Below are 23,757 nucleotides of genomic sequence, written 5' to 3'. Positions count from 1 at the left end.
CCTAACTAATTAAGCCTTGTTTTCCATGCGATATACATATGCTAACACTTCTGCGACAGCTTGATAAAATTCCTCATGGATTACTTCTCCAATCTCTACTTTGTCATAGAGACCTCTTGCTAACGGCCGATTTTCTACCATCATAATATTATGATGCTTGGCAATTTCACGGATTCGAAATGCAATATAGTCCACACCTTTTGCGACAACATATGGTGCATCAAATTTATCTTCACTATATTTAATAGCTATGGAATAGTGAGTAGGGTTTGTAATAATAACATCGGCTTTTGGCACCTCGCTCATCATACGTTGCATCGCCATTTGCCGTTGCTTTTCTTTAATTTTCGCCCTAATTTGCGGGTCACCTTCCATATTTTTATATTCATCCCGAATATCCTGTTTCGACATTCGGATATTTTTTTCATAGTCATACCGCTGATATAAATAGTCAAAAACCGCAATTGCTAAAAGCGCTATGGAAGCAGAAAGCCCCATTGTCACTGTAACTTGTCCAAAAAAAGATAACGATTCACTAACATCTTTTAACGACAGCATCATCATTTCATCCTTGTTTATCCATAAGATAAAAAAGGTTACAGCACTTACCACAACGATTTTTAACATCGACTTTAATAATTCCACTATTGCTCTAATAGAAAAAATCTTTTTGGCGCCTTTAATCGGATCGATCTTTTTTAAATCAAATTTTAATGGTTCTCCTGAAAATAGAAAACCAATTTGTAAGTAGTTGGATAATATCCCTGCTACTACAGCAATACCCATTACTGGAGCGAGTGCCTTTGCCCCCTCTAATGTAGCATGCAGCATTACGGTTTCTAGGTTTTCCACCGTTAAATCCCAATGAATAAACTCCGTAAAGCCAGTTTTATACACATCTAAAAAGATATTCAGTAAATAGCCACCAATAAATAAAAACGAAAGAAAAACAAAAAATAATAAGACGGCTGTATTTACATCTTGACTCTTGGCAACTTGCCCTTTTTTTCTCGTATCTTTACGTTTCTTGGGTGTTGCTTTTTCTGTCTTTTCCCCCGCAAAGAACTGAAGATTTAATGACAGTTGCTTCATCTTAAGCACCTCCGAGTAGTGCCATTAAATCTCGCATGGCAAAAATCATGAATTCGAAAAGCTTTCGAATCAAAACCGTATAGATACCTAATGAAAAAGCAAGAACTACAAAACTGACAAAAATCTTTAATGGTAGTCCCACAACGAACACGTTCACTTGTGGTACAGCTCTTGCAACAATTCCTAAAGCAACATCAACTAAAAATAGACAACCAACGATTGGAATTGCCATTTGAAAGGCAATTAGAAACATTTGGCTAAATGTTTGAATAACAAACTCAGGAATAGATTCTGTCCCAAGAGATATCATAGAATCTATTGCGATAAATTCATAGCTGTAAAAAATTCCATCCAACAACATATGATGTGCATCAACTGTTATTAAAAATAATAAGGTTACCGTATACAAAAATTGACCTGTTAATGGACTTTGTGCACCAGTCTGGGGATCCACTACATTCGCAATTGCAAATCCCATCTGGAAATCAATAAATCCACCTGCTATTTGAATAGCTGCCAACACCAAAAATGCAATAAAGCCAACCAATAACCCAACCATTACTTCTTTTAGAAGTAAAATCACATAATTTGAATCAAATTCCATTATTGGAATATCTATTGTGAAAAACATAACCCAACTTAAATATAATGCAAAACCTAATTTATGAGGAATAGGTATATTTCGATATGAGAACAAAGGCAAAGTTACAAAAAATCCAATCACTCTAGCAAAAATAAGCAAAAACCCCGGAAGCCTTGTCAATTCAAATACATCAAACATATTAACTGATCACTTGGTGAAGACTGTTAAAAATATTCGCAGTGAAATCAACGACTTGAACGAGCATCCATGGGCCAAAGAAAACGATGCCTAAAAACACAGCAATGATTTTTGGAATAAAAGCAAGCGTTTGTTCCTGTATTTGAGTGGTTGCCTGAAAAATACTTACAATAAGACCAACAACTAATGCTAATAAAAGTATTGGACCAGTAACAATTAATAATGTATAAACACCACGTTCTGCTAATGCAATAACAAATTCACTACTCAAGGTGTCGTGCTCCCTTCCAAAACGTTAAAAACTTTGCAATAAAGAATGTGTAATTAAATACCATCCATCTACTAAAACAAATAACAATATTTTAAACGGCAGTGAAATCATTACTGGTGGTAACATCATCATCCCCATAGACATTAAAATACTTGCTACTGCCATATCGATAATTAAAAACGGGATAAAAATCATAAACCCCATTTGAAAGGCTGTTTTCAACTCACTTATAGCAAAAGCAGGAACTAATGTCGTTAATGGAATATCTTCTAGAGATTCCGGGGCAGGCATTTCACTATAGCCCATAAATAATTGTAGGTCCTTTTGCCTTGTATGCTCCGCCATGAATTCCTTTATTGGCATGCTAGCCCGGTCATATGCTTCATCGAGTGTAATATCTTCATTAAATAGAGGTTGTAGGGCTTCCTCATTAATTTCTTGAAAAGTTGGTGCCATAATGAAAAACGTTAGAAATAATGCCAGTCCGATTAATATTTGATTCGGTGGCATTTGTTGTGTCGCAAGTGATGTTCTCGTAAAGGATAAAATAATCACAATTCTTGTAAAGCTCGTCATTAAAATCAAAATACTTGGAGCTAATGCAAGAACTGTTAATAATAATAACAACCGTATTGATGTAGAAACATTATTGGGATCAAAGTTGGAATATAGATCTACAAACTCATTCATTTTGATCCCCTTTTCTTTCTGGATTGTTATGATTAATGATGTTTTTCCTTTCCTGTTTCATCGTTTTCAACTCATCATTAAATAATTGCTTAAAGGAATGAATGGTTGACTCATTTTGCTTGTTCGGCTGTTTTCCTTTATTATTTCGTAATTGCTGAAATAACGATTGAAACGATGCATTCAGTTGCGACGGATTTTGCTCTTTATTTTCTAATTCCTCGATAAATTTAGGGTCATCTATTTCGGTTAGCATATTTACGTCATTCCCAACACCGATAACGTAAACTTTGGAACCTATTTTCACCATTTGAATGGACTTATTTGATCCAAGTGAAATACCACCTAGATTTTCCATTGCCCGAACTTGCTGGAACATTTTGTTACGCTTTTGTAAAAACTTCAGCAAAAAATAGATAAGACCTAATACGATTCCCAGCATAAAAAACATTTTGATTAAATCAAATAATAAAGAATCATTATTGGAAGCTAGTTCTTCTTGAAGTTCGTCTTCTGGCTCAGATTCCGTAGCAGGTGTTTCCTCATCGCCTTTTTGACTCTTTTCCTCATCGAATAAATCACTAACACTATTATTCGTTGCATATACGGTATCCGTAACAAAAAACAATACAGATGTTAGGAGTATAAGTTGTAATAGTGTGAGTGTGTACTTTTTCATAACCATTCCCCATTTTTACGTGATGCTTTTCCTATAACATTAAGCTAATGCTTTATTAATTGCTTCAATTACACGATCCGCTTGGAACGGCTTCACGATAAAGTCTCTAGCTCCAGCTTGAATTGCATCAATTACCATAGCTTGTTGACCCATTGCAGAGCACATAATGACATTTGCATTTGGATCCATGCTTTTAATTTCTTTCAATGCTGTAATACCATCTTTATCTGGCATTGTGATATCAAGTGTTACCAAATCTGGTTGTAATTCTTGATATTTCTCTACAGCTTGGTTGCCATCCTGTGCTTCCCCAACAACTTCAAAATCATTCTTTGTTAGGATATCCTTGATCATCATTCTCATAAAAGCTGCATCATCTACGATTAGTACACGTTTTGCCATTTTAAGTTTCCCCCTAAGTTACTAATTTAAATTTTTAATTCTTTCTGTTTGGCTAATAATATCCGTTACTCGTACACCAAAGTTTTCATCAATAACGACTACTTCTCCCTTGGCAATCAACTTATCGTTGACATGTATATCCACAGGTTCACCAGCTAATTTATCTAATTCTATAATAGAACCTGAACCCATTTCTAAAATATCCTTAATGGTTTTTTTCGTTCTGCCTAGTTCAACAGAAACCTTTAACGGAATATCTAACAGCATGTTTAAGTTTTGTTTTTCCTTTGGTTGTAAAGATACGGACTCTAATTCTTGCAATTCTGCATGTTGGACCTTAACATTTGGTTCTGTATATGCACTAGTAGGCTTTGACGAAATCACTTTTTGTTCTTGCTTTACTTGTGCTTCTGCAGGAGCCTGTTGTGGTGTATTTTGTTTTTGACTAGTAGGTGCTTGAGTAGTTGCTTCCACTTCTTGAACCTCACCAACATTTAATAATTCTTCCACAAGATCTTTAGCAAATTGAATAGGTAAAAGTTGCATAATATCCGAATCGATTAATTCACCAACTTTTAAGTTGAAGGATATCTTAATAAAGGATTCTGTTTGAGGAAACTCCTCTAAACCTTCTCCATTATTTACGTCTAAAATTTCTGTACTTGGTGGTGAAATGTCGATACGTTTATTAAAGATGGATGACATACTCGTTGCTGCCGAGCCCATCATTTGATTCATTGCCTCCTGGACAGCACTTAAGGAAATTTCATTCATCTCCTCATTTGGAGTAGTTCCATCTCCACCCAGCATTAAATCTGCAATGATTGCAGCATCTCGAATTTTCATAATTAAAAGGTTTGCACCAGTAAATCCTTCTGTATACTTTACATTGATTGATACATGCGGATTTGGAAACTCTTGAGCTAAAGTGGAATTTTCAACTACACTCACTTTAGGAGTAGTAATATCAACTTTCTGGTTTAATAAAGTGGATAATGCCGTTGCCGAATTCCCAAATGATATATTTCCTATTTCCCCTAATGCATCCTGTTCCATAGAAGAAAGAAAATCATTTACTGGGGGATTTTCATCAAAGTGTTTAGCAAATACTTCTTCTTCTTCTCCATTTAGTAAGGCATCTATTTCTTCTTGGGATAACATTTCACGATCACTCATTCTGCCTCCCCCTTCTCCGTTTGATTTAAGATTTGTACTGCCACTTTATTTTTTCTTTTACCAAGTTGAGCATCAAATTTATGTTCATCGTAAACATAGATTGGAACTGGATCATTTATATTTTGCTCTAATTGAATAACATCATGAACAGCTAAGTTTAACAATTCATTTACAGTTATTGTAGATTCTCCTAAAATCGCCTTTACGTCAACTTTAGACGATTGAAGATGACTAGAAATTTTTTCTGTATCTTCTACGGAAGTTACATTCGATTTGTTTTCCATCCAATAGTGTACAGAAAGCTTGGAGATAATCGGTTCTAATGTAACATGTGGAATACAAATATTAATCATTCCACTTGTTTCGCCTATTACTGTATTTAAAGAAATTACTACCACTGTTTCATTAGGTGAAACCATTTGTAAAAACTGTGGATTCACTTCAAATTCCTCTAATATTGGCTCGATTTCCACTAAAGAACTCCAGGCTTCCTGTAAATTATCAATCATCTTTTCAAAAAGCTGAGACATGATTTTCGTTTCAATTTCTGTTAAGTTTTCAATTTTATTGAAATTGGTTCCTTTTCCACCTAACACACGATCTAACATCGCATATGCAATATTAGGATTAATTTCAACAATTAAACGTCCATCCAAAGGCGGAACAGAGAATACATTTAAAATCGTTTGCTTCGGTATGGAACGAATAAATTCCTCATAAGGTAGTTGGTCTACGGTTGCCACATTAATATTAGCAAATGTCCGAAGCCTCGTAGAAAAGTACGTTGTTAAAATTCTTGCAAAGTTTTCATGTATTCTTGTTAGACCCCTAATTTGATCCTTAGAAAAACGAAGAGCTCTTTTGAAATCGTAAACTCTAACCTTTTTCTCTGGATCATCTTTCTTTAACTCATTTGCATCCATCTCTCCTGAAGAGAGTGCAGATAGGAGGGCGTCAATTTCATTTTGTGATAATACCTCTTCGGCCAATGTTCCTCACCCCCAATAGGTTGAAGTCTTTATTATTGAAGGACCTTCTCCGTTGTATAAACATCTGTTACTTCCCCTTCATTTAAGAGGTCATTTACTTTATCTTTGATTGATTCTTCTAAGCTCGTTAGTCCATCTCTAAAGTCTTCCTCTTCTTTAGTAGAAAGCTCTTTAATAATGATATTTTTTAGTCGAAAGTCTTGTTCTAATGTTTCTTTTGTATCTTCATTATCCGTCACAAGTCGAAACTTAATTCGAACAAAGTTTCCATCTTTTAAATCGGTTGTAATTTGCTCCGTTTCGAAGGAATCTTCGATCATTTCTTCTACTGTCTTTTCACCTTCTGCAGAGGATTTATCATCATTATTCATAATAAAAATAAGTACGGTAACACCGACAGTGGTGATTACAAGTAGAAGAGTTATCATGACACCAATCACTTTTTTATTCATCAGTAGATCCTCCTATATCGGCAGGAAACCGTATTAAACCTATCTTTTGATAAAACTGAATTGATTTGATTGATATTTCTTCTTCGGTTTCTCGAACAAAAAGTTGTTTGCCATTCGTTAAGGTTATGGTTGTATCTGGAAGCGACTGTATTTTTTCAATATACAATGCGTTTACCGTAAATTGTTCTCCGTTTAATCTCGTTACTTGAATCATTTTTAGTAGGAGTCAAGTGACACTTGACTCCTTATTCCCCCTTTAAACCTTATCGCTTAAGGTTTACTAATTCTTGTAATATTTCATCTGATGTCGTAATTATTCTTGTATTTGCTTGGAATCCACGTTGTGCTGTAATCATTTCCGTAAACTCCTCTGATAAATCCACATTAGACATCTCTAAGGCACCGGCTACGATGGAAGCAGAACCATTTTCACCAGGTGCAGTTAAATCGTAGATGGAATCAAATGTACCATCGTCCGTAAACACACCCGCATTATTAGTTAACTGGAAGTTGTTGCTTCCTGATTTTTGTAAACCGCCTGTATTTGAAAACTTCGCAAGCATAATTTGACCAGCAATTTTAGCTTGTCCATTTTCATCTACATAGTTTACAGTACCGTCTGCAGAAATACTAAAGCTTTGGGCATTTTGATCTATTTGAATTCGCGCAGCCGTATCATCTACTAGTACATCGTTTGTATCGTTGGAAGCTTTACCTACTAAATATTGACCATTTGCGTTAACAATATATCCGTCATTATCTAAGTAGAAGTTTCCTGCACGTGTAAATTGTACAGAATCCCCGGAAAGATTGATTGCATCTGTATTATCTGTAGCTGATGTTCTCTCTGCAACAACAAACATTCCATCACCTTCAAGTGCTAAATCAAGGGTACGGTTTGTTGTTTGTTGGTTCCCTTGTGTATCAATGGTGTCAATACTACCAGTTTTTACACCAAGACCAACTTGGATTGGGTTACGACCACCAGAAACAGTAACTCCTCCATTAACCTGCGGGCCTTGTGCACCTTGTACCGTTTGGCTCATTATATCTTGGAATGTTATACGACCTTTTTTAAATCCAAACGTATTAACGTTGGCGATGTTATTGGAAACAACATCTAATTTTGTTTGAAAGCCTTTCATACCTGAAATACCAGTATACATTGAACGTAACATAACAATTATCTCTCCTAATGTTTTATTGTTTTTTAATAGCTGCATCAATCGATCAGCAGCTAAAGGCTTCCCGAAGGTCCAGCCTTAGTTATCCATTAAAATCGTTCCATTTATATTTGTAAAAATATGATCCGTTGCTTCCTGTTTGTTCATGGCAGTAATCACGGTGTTATTTTTCGTACTAACGACGAGTAATGCGTCATCCATAATGACTAATGAGTCGGTTACTCCTTTAGCTTTCGCTTGCTCCATTTTGGATTGTATTTTAGACCAATCGCTTTCCTTAATTTCAATGTTGCGTTCATTTAGTCTTAATTGAGCGTGTTTACTCACCGTTAAAGAAGTTTTTGATTTCGCTTCGTTTAAATACGATTCAAATGTTTTGCCATCACTTTTATGTGACTGAACATGTTTGTTAACTTTTGGAATCAAAGGATGAGGTTGAAGCTGATGAATACGATGATCCATTTTCATCCCTTCTTTCATTTCAAGTGTTATTCGTTTGCTGGTTCAGTTGTACCTTTTGCGATTTCAATAATATCCTTTGTATCTATTTTTTCACCATTTTCTAAAACCACTTGGATATCATTATTCCGGAATGAGATACTCTGAACCTTTCCTTTTTCTACTTTATCGAGTAATCCTTCATCATTATAGGTATTGTAGCTTACTTCTTTCCCTATTAAATGACTGTAGTCTAATAGAGAAGCATTAGACTGATTTAAGGATAGATACTCCATGGAACTAGAAATGTTCATTAATTGTTCCAACGAGGAGAAGGTTGCCATTTGAGCAATAAAATCTGTATCTTTTAATGGTTCTAAAGGGTCTTGGTTTTGCAATTGAACCATTAATATTTTCATAAACTCATCTTTTCCTAATGCACTGCTCCCTGATTTGTTTGCTGTATTATTCGACAAATACAACGAAGGATCAATCTTTGTCAATCTTTTCACCTACTTATGTTTGTGTCTGAAATAAAATATCTCTAAAATTTGTGCCTTCCTTATCCAATTCCTCTTCATCCATTTCGTTATTATCTTGGAATAGATGCTGGTTTTGATTCTGCTCTTCTTTATTTTCTTCGTTCGTAAAATGAGAAGGTAAATCATTTAAGATTGGATCAGACTGTTTTTCGATTACTACTTGGTTTGGTGAAAACATATGTCTTAACTGATTCATATTGGACTCCAGCAGTTCTTTCGCAGCAGTAGATGCTACTGAAATTTTAACTGCCATTTCCCCATTAACCTGAGTTAGTTTCACGACCATATCCCCTAAATGAGCAGGCCTTAACTTAAGTGTTAATTGTAATGCCCCATCCTTTTGTAGAAAACGACTTGATTTTATCGCTTGTTCAAATTGGTCTAACAATTGCTTCTGTGAACCGGTTTGCTCTGTTCCTGGTTGACGCTGAACATAAATCGTATATTGTTCAATTTTTGTCATCGGCATTGAGTCCACATTTACTTGGTTGTTGACCTTTTGATGAGAAGCATCTGTCAATGGAATGCCAGCTAGTACGTTTGCAACTGTCCGCTGTAATTGTTTATTTTGGTCAGTTGCTGTTGCAGGTTGAGTCCCATTAGTAGAAACCTTTTGCGTCAATGCATTCAGAATGGAATTCCAAGCTTTTTCGTGCTTACTTCCTTCAAGTTTGTTCGTAATGTCTTTTGCTAGGTTGGCTTGATTAAGTGTTTCCACTAATTTACCAAGAGTAAGTTCAAGCTTCTCAACTAAACCTTTACTTGTAGGGTTTTGCTTCATTCCTTCATAAATAGTTAATAATGTCTCCACAAATTTAGCTCCAGTTGCTGCATTTATTGGAGCTTTAGATTCATTAGGAGTTAATCGATTTAATGAAAAAAGCATGTTATATCCGAGTACAGATTCTGTGTTTTCATCCCCACTTAAGCTAGACTCTAATTGAACATTTTGATCTGTTAGCATACTTAAAAGTTGATTTAAAAGGGCATCAAGTTCCCCTTCGTTTTCTGCTGTTTGCTCGCCTTGAAGTAATTGTTCCAGCTGTTCTAATAAACTAACAAGTGAGTCTGTTGAGATTTTGCTTTTTTCTTCCACATGTACATTTCCAGTTGGCTTCGCAATGACAGATTCGAACATGTTCATAAAAGAAGTATTCGTATTCTCCGTAGACGTATCTCCTTGAACCTGCGTAGTAGCTCTAGTTGGGTTCACCATATAAGGCATAATCGGTGTCGTGTTCATCTTTTTCACCTCCTTTCAATAGCAATAAAATTTAATTAATTACTAGAATCGACAAAGGCTTGTGATAGGGTAGCGACAATAGAAGGATCCATTTCCGCAAAAATTTCCCCACGTTTATCTGCATTGATTTGCTGCAAAACTTGAATTGCGAGTTCTTGTTCCATTTCTTCAAATATGGGTGCTGCCGCTTCAGGGTCCATATCAACAAAGGAATCAGATAAAGTCTTTAGTTGTTCATCTTCATTCACCTTTGCTTCTTCCTTACTTTCAAGGTTAGTTGTCAATTCCGTAACCTGGTTGCTCTTTTCTGTTAACTGTTCTTCTTTTGATTCAACCTCATATTCAAGTGTTTCCACTTGATTTTTATACTCACTTATTTGTCCTTCTAATTCCTGAATACGTTCTGTGAGCTCTTGTTCTAATTCTTTCGTATCCTTTGAATCAACAAAAGAAGAAACTACTGGTATTTTACTTCCATACTTCTCAGCGATGTCCGTTACACTTATACCTGCAATTTGCAGAATTACGATGAGCAAAGTTATGGTAAAAATGATGGGAACTACAATAACAAAAAAGAACCATTGTAATTTTCCAGCCTTCTTTTCTTCTTTTTTTACATTTGGTTTCATAGCTTCACCTTTTTCTATTCCGCAGATACTGTTGTATGGAAACTTCGTCCAAACTGTTATTTTCCATTTTCGCAATGGTTTTTTGATTCGCTTTCTTCTTCAATTCCACAACTTTTTCAAATTTCTTCATTTCTATAAAAGACTCTGATAAATCTTCTTGTTTGTGCTCCATATTCGATCGGGCAGCTTGTACATGTCTCTGTAGGGATTCAATTCTTTCATCCAACTTTGCTAAGTAATGTTGGTAATGATGAATATCCTGAACTGGAATTGTGACTTCAAGACGATGCTCTAAATCCTCTTGAATTTCTTCTTTTTCCTTTAGTAAGGAATAAAGCTCCATGGCCACAGATTCAAACTTATCCACAGAATGCTGGTATGCTTTTAAAGCAACGTCCTTTTCATTTGTTCTTAAATCTAATAACTTCTCAAACGGAGCAATATTGTTTAACATTCCGATCTACCCCTTATTCGTTAACGATTGTAGCAAATGAATCGTCTCTTCTTGCGTATAGTTTTCATCGATTCCTTGTTTTAAAAAATCAATGATTTGTGGATACTCTTGAATCGCCTCGTCGATTTCACGAGAAGCGCCTTTCTTATATGCACCAATCTGAATTAGTTCTTTGTTCTCTTCATATTTTGCTAACCATTTCCTTAACGTATTGGCCGCATCTTTATGTTCTGGGCTTGCAATTTGATTCATAACACGACTTATGGACTTCAAAATATCGATAGCAGGAAACCTTCCTTGCTCTGCAATCGAGCGGTCTAATATTAAATGACCATCTAATATACCTCGGACAGCATCTGCGATTGGTTCATTAAAATCGTCTCCATCCACTAATACCGTATAAAAAGCTGTTATGGTACCGAAATGATTCGTTCCAGCTCTTTCTAATAACTTTGGTAGGATAGCGAAAACACTTGGCGTATAGCCTTTCGTAGTCGGTGGTTCACCTGAAGCTAATCCTACTTCACGCTGCGCCATAGCAACCCTCGTTACAGAATCCATCATTAAGTTCACGTTGTATCCTTGATCCCTGAAATATTCGCAAATTGCGGTAGCTGTATAGGCCCCTTTAATTCTTTGCAAAGCAGGTTGATCAGAAGTTGCGACCACGACTATGGACTTCTTCAAACCTTCTGGCCCTAAGTCTTTATCAATAAATTCTCGAACTTCCCTGCCACGTTCACCAATTAATGCAATCACATTTAAGTTCGCTTCGCTATTGCGGGCAATCATGCCAAGTAATGTACTTTTACCAACACCACTTCCGGCAAAAATACCTAAGCGCTGTCCTTTCCCAACCGTAAGTAAACCATCAATTGCTTTGACCCCGATTGAAATTTTCTCTCTAATAGGAGGACGTTCCATCGGGTTTGGTGGGTCTTGTTCTGTCGGGATAGACATAAGACCTTTTGGTAATGTCGAATGGTCGAGTGGATTCCCCAAACTATCTAACACAGTACCGATTAATTCCTTCCCTACTTTTACGGTTAATGGTTTATTAGTTGGTTCCACCTTACAGCCTGGCCCAATATTTTTTGTCTGTGTATAAGGCATCAACAAAACATGCTCATTATTAAAACCGACCACCTCAGCCAAAATTGGTGGGGATGTTTGGTCTTTCGTATAAATGTAACAAACATCTCCAATACTAGCTGAAGGACCTTTTGACTCAATCATTAAACCGACAATACGAGTTACTTTCCCGTATTTCTTTACTGTCTCCACATCATCAATCCACTGTAGTATGGAATTTGCTTTCACGCCGTTTATCCTCCTCAAGTAAATCGATGAGTTTTGTTTTAAGCTCAGTAAGCTGAGTATCGATGCTTGCATCAATTTGTCCAAATGGTGTTTCAATAATGCAGCTATACTTTGCTAATTCTTTATTTGGAAATATGGAAAGACTTGCTTGATTTCCAATTGTTTGCTCTATTTCTTGCTTTACATTTATCATATTTTGATAATCATCAGGATGAACGCACAATGCGATGGATTGTAATCCACTAACCTCTTCCATAGCACCTTTTACAAGAGACCGAAAGGCTTTTTCATCCTCCTGCACGGTATAATGTAAAATTCTTTCTGCTGCTTTTAAGGCAATTTCTAATATGACGTTATCTTGTTTGTCAATCCACTTTTGTTGCTCTTCTTGTGCAGATTTAACGATAGCAAAAGCAACTTGTAGGTCCTGATCATATTTTTGCATTGCCTCTTTTTTACCTTCTTCAAAACCAAGGCTAAATGCTTCTTTCTTCACCTGCTCCATAATAAGCTGTTTTTCTTGCTCAAATTGTTCCTTTTGAAGCGTAATTTGCTGATTACTTTCCTCTATTAATTTATCGGCATCTCGTTTTGCTTGTTGAAGGGTAACTTTTGCCTGCTCTAACAGCAAGTTCGGATCTTCCTTAGGCTCAGCTTCAGATGGCTCATCGTTTGTTTCCAATACTATTTGTCTAACAGATATTTTTTTAGGTTCATCTGTTTTTGATTGAAATTTATAAATATTAGACAATGATGTCATCTCCTCCACCACGAGCGATCACAATCTCACCTATTTCTTCAAGTCTTCTTATAATGCTTACAATTCTTGTTTGAGCCTCTTCTACGTTACGCAATCGGACTGGACCCATATATTCCATTTCTTCCTTAAAGGACTCTGCCATACGAGTAGACATATTTTTAAAGAGAACTTGTTGAACTTCCTCACTCGCAACTTTAAGAGAAAGGATTAAATCTTCATTTTCCACTTCACGAATAACACGTTGAATCGAACGATTATCAAGTGTAACAATGTCTTCAAATACAAACATTCTCTTTTTAATTTCTTCCGCAAGTTCTGGGTCTACAGATTCTAGTTCCTCTAAAATATTTTTTTCCGTTGTCCGGTCTACACCATTTAACACTTCAACAACAGCTTCGATACCACCAGTTTGCGTGTAATCTTGTGTAACGGCAGTCGACAGATTTTTTTCTAATATGTTTTCCACTGCTGTAATAATTTCTGGTGAAGTGGAATCCATAGTCGCAATTCTTCGGGCAATATCCGCCTGCACTGTATCAGGTAAAGCAGATAATATTTGTGCAGATTGCTCCGTATCTAAATAAGACAAAATGAGGGCAATTGTCTGTGGATGCTCATTTTGAATGAAATTCAATATTTGAGTTGGCTCCGCCTTTCTTGCAAAATCAAAAGGTCGAACTTGTAAAGTGGACGTTAACCGATTGATAATTTTAAAAGCTTCATCACTGCCTAGAGCCTTCTCTAATATTGTTTTTGCATACCCAATCCCACCTTGTGAAATGTAATCCTGTGCTAATGCAATTTGGTGAAATTGATCTAAAATCTCATCCTTTTGCTTTGCTTCTACTTTTTTAACCGAAGAAATTTCTAACGTTAGCTGTTCAATTTCTTCTTCCGTTAAATGCTTATACACTTGTGCAGAAGCATCAGGACCTAATGAGATTAGGAGAATTGCCGCTTTTTGTCTTCCAGTTAAACCAGTTTTTTGCTTTGGCACTACCAATCCCTCCTAATCCTCGGAAATCCATGAGCGTAATAATTTTGCAAAATCCTCTGGCTTTTCTTTTGCCATATTTTCTATCTGCTTCAGCTTCACACGTTCTTCATTATCTTCCAAATCATCGCCAATTTCAGGTATATTGATTGGTTCTTTTTGATGGATCTCAGTATAATCGGTTTCTTCCATCTGATTTTGTTTTTTCTTTCGCATTACAACAAATAACAGAAGAATGACAAGTAATAGTAATGCACCAATTGCAATATAAACCCACATTGGGATTCCAGTTGCTTTTGGATTGGAATCGAACATTGGTTGTTCATTAAATTCTTCAAACACAATGGATACTTTATCCTCTGTATTTATATCTCCATATTCTTTCGATACTGTCGTCGTTATAATGGAATTTAGAATAGATGAGATACTATCACTAACTGTAGATTGTTCTTCATTTGATAAATATTGAACCTCTCCAGCATTATCTAGCTGATCTTTTTTACTATCCACTGCAACTTGAATTCCTATATCACGTATTGTATACGGGCTTTCTACGATATTTTTACGAATGCGATTAAATTCATTATTAATGGACTCTTTAACCATTTCATATTCAGAATTTCCATCCCCATTTTCTGCTGCAGGATAGTTCGTAACTTCTTCCTCACCTGTTCCTACAACATTAGCTGGTGGTTCCTCACCGGTATAGGTTTCTGTAATTCTTTCCACACTAACTGGTAAGCCTTCCATATTCTCAATGTCAACTGGCTCTACTAGTTCTTCTACACGGTCTTCTTGTGTAAAGTCGATATCGGTTGTAACGGAAACAACAACATTGTTTCTACCAATCATAGTTCCTAATAGCTGTTGTACACGTTGCTGAATATCTTGTTCTACAGCCTGCTTAATTTCTTGTTGTTCTGTATACGCATTACCAGCCGTTAAACTATTTGAATTATTTTCATTAAAATACTCAAAATATTGGTTAGATAAGACGATATTATCAGTAGGGAGATTTGGAACTGATTTGGAAACAAGATGATAAAGCGTATTAATCTGATTTTGGTCAAACTTATAACCAGGCTCTGTATGAATTACAATGGAAGCAGAAGCCTCTCCAGTTTGATCGCTCACAAAAACACTTTCTTGCGGTAAAGTGATGAGCACTTCTGAATTTTGAATACCTTCAAAGCTATTAATTAAATTTGACAGCTCTGTTTGAAGGGCATCTAATTCGATCATTTCTCGTTGTCCATCAGTCATTCCCCATGAAGCATTTTCACTAAAAAAGGAATAATCAATATTCCCACTATTCGGTAGTCCTTGAGCAGCGAGGTCAACTAGCAAACTATCAACCTCTGCCTCAGGGACTAGAATAGTTGTTCCTCCATTTTCCACACTATATGTTACCCCTCTTGCATCCAACTCACCTTTAATTTGCCCTGTTTCCTGTAAAGACAAATTACTATATAGGGGAACCATATTTTCTTTTGTAGATAGCATTGTAAAAACGATAATAATTAAAATAAGTCCTACCACACTACCCAATATAATAGATTTTTTCGCTAAGCTTTTTTCTTTCCATTGCTGTATCGATTTGCTAAATTTCGTTTTCATTTTTTCGACCATAGCTACCTCCGATATGATTTTCTAATTTTTTTGGAGGATAACACTCAAAAAACTATTTCTTATAACGAAAGATATAATGTTTCCATTATAATTCGTTAAATTTGCATCCTCATGACTTCTTTGTAAGCATCAATGACTTTAGTTTGGATTTCTACAGTTGTTTGTAGCATAATGCTAGCTTTTTGAGAAGTAATCATTACATCATGTAAATTGTCGATTTCACCTTTAGCCAATGCTTCTGTTTTTTGATCAGAAGTAATTTGTGCTTCATTTACACTTTCAAGCGCACTTTTTAATGAATTAGCAAAACTTTGCTGTGCTTTGAAAGGGGATATTTTATTTGTATTCGTTGTTTCTGAAATAGCATTTAGTGTAACAGGATTAATTGTTGTCATCGATTCGAAACCCCTTATTTACCAATTTCTAATGCTTTTAATAGCATATCTTTTGAAGCGTTCATTGTTGTTACGTTTGCCTCATACGAACGAGTAGCACTCATTAAATCAACCATCTCTTGTAATGGGTCAACGTTAGGCATTTGAACATAGCCATCTTCATTCGCATCTGGATGGTTCGGATTATAGACCAATTTAAAAGGCTCCTCATCCTCACGTATCTGAGAAACCTTAACACCACTTCCTGGAGTGGACGATTGATTTAATGCTTTTTGAAAAACGGAGTTGAAAGACTGTCCACTTGCTTGAAATGCAACGGTTTTACGACGATAAGGTTCCCATTCTCCATTTTCATTGAGCGTAGCTCTCGTCGTTTCTGCGTTCGCAATATTGGATGAAATTACATCCATGCGTAATCTTTGAGCGGTTAAGCCACTTGCACTTGTATTAATAGAATGAAAGATTCCCAACGTTAACGACCTCCTTTTATAACAGTTTGTAAACTATTAAATTTACCGTTTAGACGATCAACTAGTGCTTGATAATAAATTTGATTTTTTGCTAAGTCTGTCATTTCTTTATCAATATCGACGTTATTACCATTATGATTATAAGTAGTATTACCTTTTTCGACAATATGAAAAGATGACCAATTTTTATTATTATCTCCAAAAGCAATATGTTTCGGGTTAGTTCGCTTTGCTTCAAACGAGGATGTCACTTCATTTAATACATTTTTAAAGGAAACGTCTTTTGCTTTATAATTCGGTGTGTCTACATTTGCAATATTGTTAGATATTGTCTGATTTTTTAAGGATGCATAATCTAAAGATTGACTTAAAACACTAATCGTATTTCCGAATAAGCTCAAAAAGTTTCACTCCTTCCATTTACATATATCTTTTTTACCACAATATTTATATCAGTATTATTTTGATGGTTTTTGTATAATTTTGTCGTTAATGTACATATTAGATTATCCCATAAAATCTTCTTGATTACATTAGTAAATTTTATCTTTTTTAGATATTCATACAAAAGTCACAAACTTTTTTTAGGTCAATTGGATTATTTGTAATTCGTGATTTCGCCCCATTTTACAATATTCAACCTTTTATTACAAAAAATGGTTATTATATAGGTGTTTAGTAGGTATATAGAACTACCTATCAAGAACATGCGCTCTATTCGTTTTATGCAACATGGATACAAGCTACTAAATTACAAACCTTCCTCTCGTATTAAAATCTTCCGTTTCTATACACTAAAAAACCCTACTGATGGCTCAGTAGGGTTTTTTGCAATTATGAATATTAATCGTTTGTGATTTTACGAAGTTCTACTAAAAACTTGTCGTTTAATACTTTAATGTACGTACCTTTCATACCAAGTGAGCGAGATTCGATTACTCCAGCACTTTCCAATTTTCTTAATGCGTTTACGATAACCGATCTCGTAATACCTACACGATCCGCAATTTTACTTGCTACTAATAATCCTTCTTTACCACCTAGTTCTTCAAAAATATGTTCAATTGCTTCTAGTTCACTATAAGATAAAGAGCTAATCGCCATTTGAACAACTGCTTTACTTCTTGCTTCTTCTTCAATTTCTTCTGTTTTCTGATGAAGAATTTCCATCCCTACAACCGTTGCACCGTATTCAGCTAATAATAAATCATCATCAATAAAAGATTCTTGTAAGCGACTAAGGATTAAGGTCCCTAAACGCTCTCCTCCACCAATAATCGGAACAATTGTTGTGAGTCCATTTTCAAATAAATCACGATTTTCAACTGGAAAAGCCGTAAATTCACTATCAATATCAAGGTTTGCTGTTGTTTCCGTAATTTTAAATAGGTTTTCTGTATATTCTTGTGGGAATTGTCTTTCTGAAATCATGTGCTGCATTCTTTCGTTATCAATTTCTTGCTTAATGGAAAAACCTAAAAGTTTTCCTCTACGACTTACAACAAAAATATTAGCGCTTATTACATCACGTAATGTATCAGACATTTGATTGAAATTCACACTCTTACCAGTTGCTGTTTGTAACATGGAATTAATAATTCTTGCACGTTCTAAAAGTTTCATAATGATCCTCCTAATCATTTCTTTACAAAATGTACTGTGATAAATCCTTGTTCTTAACAATTGAATTTAATTTTTGATCTACATACTCTTTGGTTATTTTAATATGGTCCATATTAATATCTGGCGCTTCAAAGGATAAGTCTTCCATAAGTTTTTCTAAAATGGTATGTAGCCTTCTTGCACCAATATTGTCTGTTTCTTGGTTTACCTCAAATGCAATTTCTGCAATCCTATTTACAGCATCGTCAGAAAATTCTACATTTATACCTTCCGTTTTTAATAATGCAACATATTGCTTTATTAATGCGTTAGAAGGCTCAGTTAATATATTGACAAAATCACGAACACTCAGCTTTTGTAATTCCACACGGATAGGGAAACGCCCTTGTAACTCTGGTATAAGGTCTGAGGGCTTTGCCATATGGAATGCACCAGCAGCAATAAATAAAACATGATCTGTCTTTACAGGCCCATATTTTGTTACAACAGTGGAGCCTTCCACAATTGGTAAAATATCTCTCTGAACACCTTCTCTTGACACATTCGCTTGAGAAGACTCATTTTTTCCGGCAACTTTATCTATTTCATCAATAAAGATGATACCAGATTGTTCGGCCTTCTCAATTGCCTCTTGCGTCACTTCGTCCATATCGATTAGCTTTAACGCTTCATCCAGTGTTAGTACTTTCCTCGCTTCACGTACTGGTAACCTTCTTTTCTTCTTTTTCTTTGGCATGAATTGACCTAATGCATCTTGCATGTTCATACCAAATTGTTCCATTCCCGACCCTTGTAGCATATCGAACATAGAACCTTGTTGCTCTTCTACTTCAACAGTCACCATATGGTCTTCTAGTTCACCGAGAGCTAGTTGATGGCGAATTCGACTACGTTTTTGTTCAATCTCGGTTTTGTCTTCTGAATCACTATCTTGATCATTCGATTGCTGATTTGAAAACAACATTTCAAAAGGGTTTTTCATTGAACTGCTTTTCTTTTTTTCAGGTACCAACAATTTAACAAGTCGTTCATTGGCAAGTTTCTCTGCCCGTTCTTTTACATTTGCCATTTTTTCTTCTTTTACTAGTCGAACAGAAGTCTCTACTAAATCACGTACCATGGATTCCACATCTCTACCAACATATCCAACTTCTGTAAATTTTGTTGCCTCTACTTTAACAAACGGTGAGCCAACTAATTTAGCAAGTCGGCGCGCTATTTCGGTCTTTCCAACTCCAGTTGGGCCTATCATTAGTATATTCTTTGGTACGATTTCCTCCCGAATGTTCTCGTCCATTAACATTCTGCGATATCTATTTCGTAACGCAACCGCAACTGCTTTTTTTGCATCTTGTTGACCAATGATAAAATTATCAAGCCGATCTACAATTTGTCTTGGGGTTAAGCTTTTCCTATTCACTTCTTTCCCCTCCTTAATCTAGAACTTCCAAAATAATTCTATCGTTCGTGTATACGCAAATTTCTCCTGCAATTTCAAGTGCTGCTTGAGCAATTTCAGACGCAGTCTTTTCAGAGGAATAACGTTTAAGCGCTCTTCCTGCACTTAGTGCGTAGTTTCCTCCTGAGCCAATTGCTAATATATCATCGTCAGGTTCAATTACTTCACCAGTACCCGATACAAGTAGCATTGTCTCTTTATTCATAACAATTAACATTGCTTCTAGTTTCCGGAGTACTTTATCACTACGCCACTCTTTAGCTAATTCCACAGCTGATCGAGCTAGGTTTCCATTATATTTTTCCAAATAATTCTCAAACTTTTCAAACAGTGTGAATGCATCTGCAACAGAACCAGCAAATCCAGCTAGTACCTTACCATTAAAAATTTTACGAACCTTTTTTGCTGTATGTTTCATTACAACTGCATTTCCCATTGTAACTTGACCATCACCGCTCATTGCACACTGCCCATTATGCCTTATCGCAAATATTGTTGTAGCATGAAACTGAATTGACACGCTTCACTCACACCTCTTTCTTCCCGAATTACCTTAACCCATCGAGCAACGAACTACTAGCATCATTTCCTATGCTCTTGGATGTGATTTTAAATAAATATTTCTTAAATGGTCTTTTGTCACATGTGTGTAAATTTGTGTAGAGGACAAATGTTCATGTCCAAGTAGCTCCTGAACCGAACGCAAATCTGCACCAGCATTTAACATATGTGTAGCAAACGAATGCCTCAACTTATGTGGATGAACATGTACCGTTAAGGACGCCTTCTTTACCATCTCATTTAAAATATAACGTACACCCTTTGGGCTAAGCGCTTGGCCCCGAGCATTTAAAAACAACGCATCTGTGCTAGTTGAAGATTTCGATAAGAGCTGTTGTCTTCCATCCTCGATATATTGCTTTAATGCATTTTCTGCATAATCTCCAAACGGAACATATCTTTCTTTACTGCCTTTTCCCATTACTAACGCTGTACCAATACTAAAATCCAAATGGCCTAAAGTAATCTTGAGACATTCGCTAATTCGAATTCCCGTACCATACAACAATTCTAATAGAGCCTGATTTCTCTGACCAAGTGGCGTATGTAAGTCACTAACTGAAAATAATCGTTCAATTTCTTCTTCATAAAGAAAACCGGGAATTTTTTTCTCTGTCTTTGGCAATGAAACACTAAGAAATGGATTTGATTCTACATATCCTTCTCGGTCTAAAAACCGATAAAATGTTCTTAAACTCGATATTTTTCGTGATACACTTCTTCGCGAAAGCTTTTGTTCATAAAGTTCCGTTAAAAAGACCCTAATAATCGCATAATTTACTTCTTTTAAATCTTCTATACCTTCCCTTTTTAAAAACAAAAAAAAGGTATCAAGATCATCTTGATAAAAAGTTATCGTGTAGGGTGATGCGTTCTTTTCAATTTGCAAATATTCCATGAATAATTTTTGGAATTGATGGAAATTCATTTTGGCCACCTCACATGAAGCGATTAAATAGTAACATACTTAATAGATAAAATGCAACGAAATTGTTATAAAATTCTGAATTGTATTTTAAGCAGTTGTTTTAATTGCTTTATCATTAAATGAAAACCGAAAAATACGAGGTGTTGCCCAATCTATTTCACCATCTGTCAAGTAAATAACCTTACCACTGAGCAATTATAGCTTTAACTCTTTCACTATGTCAAATAAAATGCGAACGAACCTGCCACGTTTTTACATTCTTCACAAAATTGTAAAAACCTTGTCACAAACGGACAAGGTTTTTACGTTTACCCCATTATTGTTGCGCCTCTTCTTTATAATCACAAGAAACGCATTCAACTTGTGTACCTTTTTTCTTCTTCTTTTCAACAAGTAAACCCTCGCATTTTGGACACGGTCTTGCGATTGGTTTATCCCAAGAAAGGAAATCACATTCTGGATAACGATCACAGCCATAAAATACGCGGCGTTTTTTCGATTTTCTTTCTACAATGTTTCCTTCTTTACATTTCGGGCATTTTACTCCAATATCTTTTAGAATTGGTTTAGTATTCCGACATTCTGGAAAGTTGGAGCATGCCAGAAACTTCCCATATCGTCCCATTTTATAAACCATTTCATGCCCGCAGTTCTCACAGTCTTCTCCTGCGGGTTCATCACGTATTTCTATTTTTTCCATTTCTTCTTCTGCTTTTACCAGACGTTTTTCGAAGCCATTGTAGAATTCATCAATAATTTTAATCCATTCTCTTTTTCCTTCTTCAATGCTATCTAAATCGTTTTCCATCTTTACAGTGAATTCTACATCAATAATTTCCGGAAAATACTCCAGTAATATTTCAATAACAATTTCACCAAGCTCTGTTGGAACAAACCGTCGATTATCTAATGCTACATAACCCCTTCTTTGAATGGTATCTAAAGTTGGAGCATATGTAGACGGACGTCCAATACCCAATTCCTCTAAGGTTTTAACTAAACGAGCCTCTGTATATCTTGGAGGTGGTTGGGTAAAGTGCTGATTTGGTTCCATTTTCGTAACTTTGATTTTCTCTCCTTCTTCTAAAGGAGGTAGAAGCTTATTCTCTTCTTTCTTTTCGTCATCCTGGCCCTCCACATATACCTTCATAAATCCCTTAAATTTAATTTGAGAGCCTGTCGCACGAAATTCCACACCATTATTTAGAATATGTGCTGTAACTGTATCAAGTATTGCAGGAGCCATTTGGCTAGCTAAAAATCGTTCCCAAATTAATTTATAAAGTCGTAATTGATCTCGTGAAAGTATATTTTTAAGAGAATTAGGTGTTCGCATCGCTGACGTTGGACGAATCGCTTCGTGTGCATCCTGTGCTCTTTCTCCATCGTTTTTCTTTGTATACTTCCCAATAAACTCTTTACCATAATTTTCTTCAATATACCCCATTGCCTCTTGTTGAGCTGTATTGGAAATTCGAGTAGAGTCTGTACGCATATACGTAATTAAACCGACTGTACCTTCTTTTTTGCCTAAATCAATTCCCTCATATAATTGCTGTGCTAGCATCATCGTTTTCCGTGCTCTAAAATTAAGTTTTCTCGCCGCTTCTTGTTGTAAAGATGACGTTGTAAATGGTGGTGCAGGGTTGCGTTTGCGCTCCCGTTTGTTTACTTTATCTACTTTATAATCGTTGTCATTTAGCTTATTTAAAATCGCATCTACTTCAGTTTTGGAAGCTAACGGTAGCTTTTTCCCGTCTACACCATAAAAAGAACCTTGAAAAGTTGATTTATTCTTAGCAAAATCGGCTTCAATAGACCAATATTCTTCTGGCTCAAAATTTTGTATTTCCTTTTCTCGATCAATGATGAGTCGTACAGCAACTGATTGAACTCTTCCTGCACTTAACCCTTTTTTTACTTTTTTCCATAATAATGGACTAATGTTGTATCCTACTAGCCTATCTAACACTCTTCTTGCTTGTTGGGCATCTACTAAGTCCATATCAATTTTACGTGGATGTTTAAAAGATTCCTTAATTGCATCTTTCGTAATTTCGTTAAATACAACACGACAATCAGAATCGACATCAACCCCAAGACTCTTCGCTAAATGCCAAGCAATTGCTTCTCCTTCACGATCGGGGTCAGCTGCTAAATAAATTTTCTTCGCTTTTTTTGCTGCTGTTTTTAATTCTTTTAATACCGGACCTTTTCCACGAATTGTAATATACTTTAACTCGTAGTTTTTTTCAACGTCCACACCCATTTGACTCTTGGGTAGGTCAATTACATGTCCCATTGAAGCTTTTACTTTATATTTTTTTCCTAAGTAACGCTCTATTGTTTTTGCTTTAGCTGGTGATTCTACAATAACTAGATAATCCGCCATATATACATCCTCCTAAGAGGGATTTCTCTTTTTCTTTTAATTTATTGGTTGTGATTCTTAAATCTTCCCTATTATTAAATACATGTACTACATTTGTCAAACGATATTTTTCGCTTTCCCCATAATTAACCACCAGAATTGATTGTATTCTAAGTGTTTAAAACCTAAATTTTTAAAAAATTCTATTAATATTTACATCCTTGACAA

28 protein-coding genes are annotated in these 23,757 nt (G+C 35.6%); all 28 read right to left on the bottom strand.

Annotated features, from left to right (window positions below; translation table 11 throughout):
- Positions 1-9: 9 nt before the first annotated feature.
- Complete coding sequence (gene flhB / locus C1A05_RS10705; protein ID WP_102028232.1) at positions 10-1,092, bottom strand: flagellar biosynthesis protein FlhB; 1,083 nt, start codon at positions 1,090-1,092, stop codon at positions 10-12.
- 1 nt (position 1,093) lies between these two features.
- Positions 1,094-1,873 carry a flagellar biosynthetic protein FliR gene (gene fliR, locus C1A05_RS10700; RefSeq protein ID WP_102028231.1) on the bottom strand — a complete coding sequence of 260 codons (780 nt, stop codon included), beginning with the start codon at positions 1,871-1,873 and terminating at the stop codon, positions 1,094-1,096.
- Between the two features lies 1 nt (position 1,874).
- The gene (gene fliQ / locus C1A05_RS10695) at positions 1,875-2,144 is read right to left on the bottom strand and encodes a flagellar biosynthesis protein FliQ (protein ID WP_102028230.1); all 270 of its coding nucleotides are present in this window, start codon (positions 2,142-2,144) and stop codon (positions 1,875-1,877) included.
- A 24-nt stretch (positions 2,145-2,168) separates the two neighbouring features.
- The gene (gene fliP, locus C1A05_RS10690; protein WP_102028229.1) at positions 2,169-2,834 is read right to left on the bottom strand and encodes a flagellar type III secretion system pore protein FliP; all 666 of its coding nucleotides are present in this window, start codon (positions 2,832-2,834) and stop codon (positions 2,169-2,171) included.
- A complete protein-coding gene (locus C1A05_RS10685) occupies positions 2,827-3,510 on the bottom strand; it encodes a flagellar biosynthetic protein FliO (RefSeq protein ID WP_159462057.1) in 684 nt (227 codons plus the stop codon). The genes fliP and C1A05_RS10685 overlap by 8 nt, the downstream gene beginning before the upstream one ends.
- A 39-nt stretch (positions 3,511-3,549) precedes the next feature.
- Positions 3,550-3,912, bottom strand: coding sequence for a response regulator (locus C1A05_RS10680; protein ID WP_102028227.1), 363 nt, complete (start codon positions 3,910-3,912; stop codon positions 3,550-3,552).
- A gap of 21 nt (positions 3,913-3,933) precedes the next feature.
- Positions 3,934-5,088, bottom strand: a complete 1,155-nt coding sequence (gene fliY / locus C1A05_RS10675; RefSeq protein WP_102028226.1) for a flagellar motor switch phosphatase FliY — start codon at positions 5,086-5,088, stop codon at positions 3,934-3,936.
- On the bottom strand, positions 5,085-6,077 hold the full coding sequence (fliM, locus tag C1A05_RS10670) for a flagellar motor switch protein FliM (protein ID WP_102028225.1): 993 nt from the start codon (positions 6,075-6,077) through the stop codon (positions 5,085-5,087). The genes fliY and fliM overlap by 4 nt, the downstream gene beginning before the upstream one ends.
- A 32-nt stretch (positions 6,078-6,109) precedes the next feature.
- Positions 6,110-6,529 carry a flagellar basal body-associated protein FliL gene (fliL, locus tag C1A05_RS10665; protein ID WP_102028224.1) on the bottom strand — a complete coding sequence of 140 codons (420 nt, stop codon included), beginning with the start codon at positions 6,527-6,529 and terminating at the stop codon, positions 6,110-6,112.
- Positions 6,522-6,743: a flagellar FlbD family protein gene (locus C1A05_RS10660; RefSeq protein ID WP_102028223.1), complete on the bottom strand. Its 222-nt coding sequence runs from the start codon at positions 6,741-6,743 to the stop codon at positions 6,522-6,524. Before C1A05_RS10660 ends, fliL begins: the two co-directional genes overlap by 8 nt.
- Before the next feature lie 49 nt (positions 6,744-6,792).
- On the bottom strand, positions 6,793-7,707 hold the full coding sequence (gene flgG, locus C1A05_RS10655) for a flagellar basal body rod protein FlgG (protein WP_102028222.1): 915 nt from the start codon (positions 7,705-7,707) through the stop codon (positions 6,793-6,795).
- An 84-nt stretch (positions 7,708-7,791) separates the two neighbouring features.
- Positions 7,792-8,175 carry a TIGR02530 family flagellar biosynthesis protein gene (locus C1A05_RS10650; RefSeq protein WP_102028221.1) on the bottom strand — a complete coding sequence of 128 codons (384 nt, stop codon included), beginning with the start codon at positions 8,173-8,175 and terminating at the stop codon, positions 7,792-7,794.
- 26 nt (positions 8,176-8,201) lie between these two features.
- A complete protein-coding gene (gene flgD, locus C1A05_RS10645; protein WP_234998476.1) occupies positions 8,202-8,663 on the bottom strand; it encodes a flagellar hook assembly protein FlgD in 462 nt (153 codons plus the stop codon).
- Positions 8,664-8,667: 4 nt separating this feature from the next.
- The gene (locus C1A05_RS10640; protein ID WP_102028219.1) at positions 8,668-9,936 is read right to left on the bottom strand and encodes a flagellar hook-length control protein FliK; all 1,269 of its coding nucleotides are present in this window, start codon (positions 9,934-9,936) and stop codon (positions 8,668-8,670) included.
- A 35-nt stretch (positions 9,937-9,971) separates the two neighbouring features.
- Entirely contained in the window at positions 9,972-10,565 is a 594-nt protein-coding gene (locus C1A05_RS10635) for a MotE family protein (RefSeq protein ID WP_102028218.1), read from the bottom strand.
- 4 nt (positions 10,566-10,569) lie between these two features.
- Positions 10,570-11,019: a flagellar export protein FliJ gene (gene fliJ / locus C1A05_RS10630; protein WP_102028217.1), complete on the bottom strand. Its 450-nt coding sequence runs from the start codon at positions 11,017-11,019 to the stop codon at positions 10,570-10,572.
- Positions 11,020-11,025: 6 nt separating this feature from the next.
- Positions 11,026-12,339: a flagellar protein export ATPase FliI gene (gene fliI / locus C1A05_RS10625; RefSeq protein ID WP_102028216.1), complete on the bottom strand. Its 1,314-nt coding sequence runs from the start codon at positions 12,337-12,339 to the stop codon at positions 11,026-11,028.
- Entirely contained in the window at positions 12,308-13,090 is a 783-nt protein-coding gene (gene fliH / locus C1A05_RS10620) for a flagellar assembly protein FliH (protein WP_159462056.1), read from the bottom strand. The genes fliI and fliH overlap by 32 nt, the downstream gene beginning before the upstream one ends.
- On the bottom strand, positions 13,083-14,096 hold the full coding sequence (fliG, locus tag C1A05_RS10615) for a flagellar motor switch protein FliG (RefSeq protein WP_102028214.1): 1,014 nt from the start codon (positions 14,094-14,096) through the stop codon (positions 13,083-13,085). Before fliG ends, fliH begins: the two co-directional genes overlap by 8 nt.
- 12 nt (positions 14,097-14,108) lie before the next feature.
- Entirely contained in the window at positions 14,109-15,722 is a 1,614-nt protein-coding gene (gene fliF, locus C1A05_RS10610; RefSeq protein ID WP_102028213.1) for a flagellar basal-body MS-ring/collar protein FliF, read from the bottom strand.
- Positions 15,723-15,817: 95 nt separating this feature from the next.
- The gene (fliE, locus tag C1A05_RS10605; RefSeq protein ID WP_102028212.1) at positions 15,818-16,117 is read right to left on the bottom strand and encodes a flagellar hook-basal body complex protein FliE; all 300 of its coding nucleotides are present in this window, start codon (positions 16,115-16,117) and stop codon (positions 15,818-15,820) included.
- A gap of 14 nt (positions 16,118-16,131) precedes the next feature.
- Positions 16,132-16,587 carry a flagellar basal body rod protein FlgC gene (gene flgC, locus C1A05_RS10600; RefSeq protein ID WP_102028211.1) on the bottom strand — a complete coding sequence of 152 codons (456 nt, stop codon included), beginning with the start codon at positions 16,585-16,587 and terminating at the stop codon, positions 16,132-16,134.
- Between the two features lie 2 nt (positions 16,588-16,589).
- Positions 16,590-16,988 (bottom strand): flagellar basal body rod protein FlgB, encoded by a 399-nt coding sequence (flgB, locus tag C1A05_RS10595; RefSeq protein WP_102028210.1) that lies wholly within the window; start codon positions 16,986-16,988, stop codon positions 16,590-16,592.
- A 442-nt stretch (positions 16,989-17,430) separates the two neighbouring features.
- Positions 17,431-18,210, bottom strand: a complete 780-nt coding sequence (codY, locus tag C1A05_RS10590; protein WP_102028209.1) for a GTP-sensing pleiotropic transcriptional regulator CodY — start codon at positions 18,208-18,210, stop codon at positions 17,431-17,433.
- Positions 18,211-18,232: 22 nt separating this feature from the next.
- Positions 18,233-19,630 carry an HslU--HslV peptidase ATPase subunit gene (gene hslU, locus C1A05_RS10585; RefSeq protein WP_102028208.1) on the bottom strand — a complete coding sequence of 466 codons (1,398 nt, stop codon included), beginning with the start codon at positions 19,628-19,630 and terminating at the stop codon, positions 18,233-18,235.
- 13 nt (positions 19,631-19,643) lie between these two features.
- On the bottom strand, positions 19,644-20,189 hold the full coding sequence (gene hslV / locus C1A05_RS10580; RefSeq protein ID WP_102028207.1) for an ATP-dependent protease subunit HslV: 546 nt from the start codon (positions 20,187-20,189) through the stop codon (positions 19,644-19,646).
- A gap of 69 nt (positions 20,190-20,258) precedes the next feature.
- Positions 20,259-21,158 carry a tyrosine recombinase XerC gene (xerC, locus tag C1A05_RS10575; RefSeq protein ID WP_102028206.1) on the bottom strand — a complete coding sequence of 300 codons (900 nt, stop codon included), beginning with the start codon at positions 21,156-21,158 and terminating at the stop codon, positions 20,259-20,261.
- 316 nt (positions 21,159-21,474) lie between these two features.
- Positions 21,475-23,550 carry a type I DNA topoisomerase gene (topA, locus tag C1A05_RS10570; protein ID WP_102028205.1) on the bottom strand — a complete coding sequence of 692 codons (2,076 nt, stop codon included), beginning with the start codon at positions 23,548-23,550 and terminating at the stop codon, positions 21,475-21,477.
- Positions 23,551-23,757: the final 207 nt, after the last annotated feature.

It is taken from the genome of Salirhabdus sp. Marseille-P4669 (assembly GCF_900240405.1).
GTDB lineage: Bacteria > Bacillota > Bacilli > Bacillales > Alkalibacillaceae > OEQK01.
This window is presented reverse-complemented; position numbering and strand designations above follow the sequence as displayed.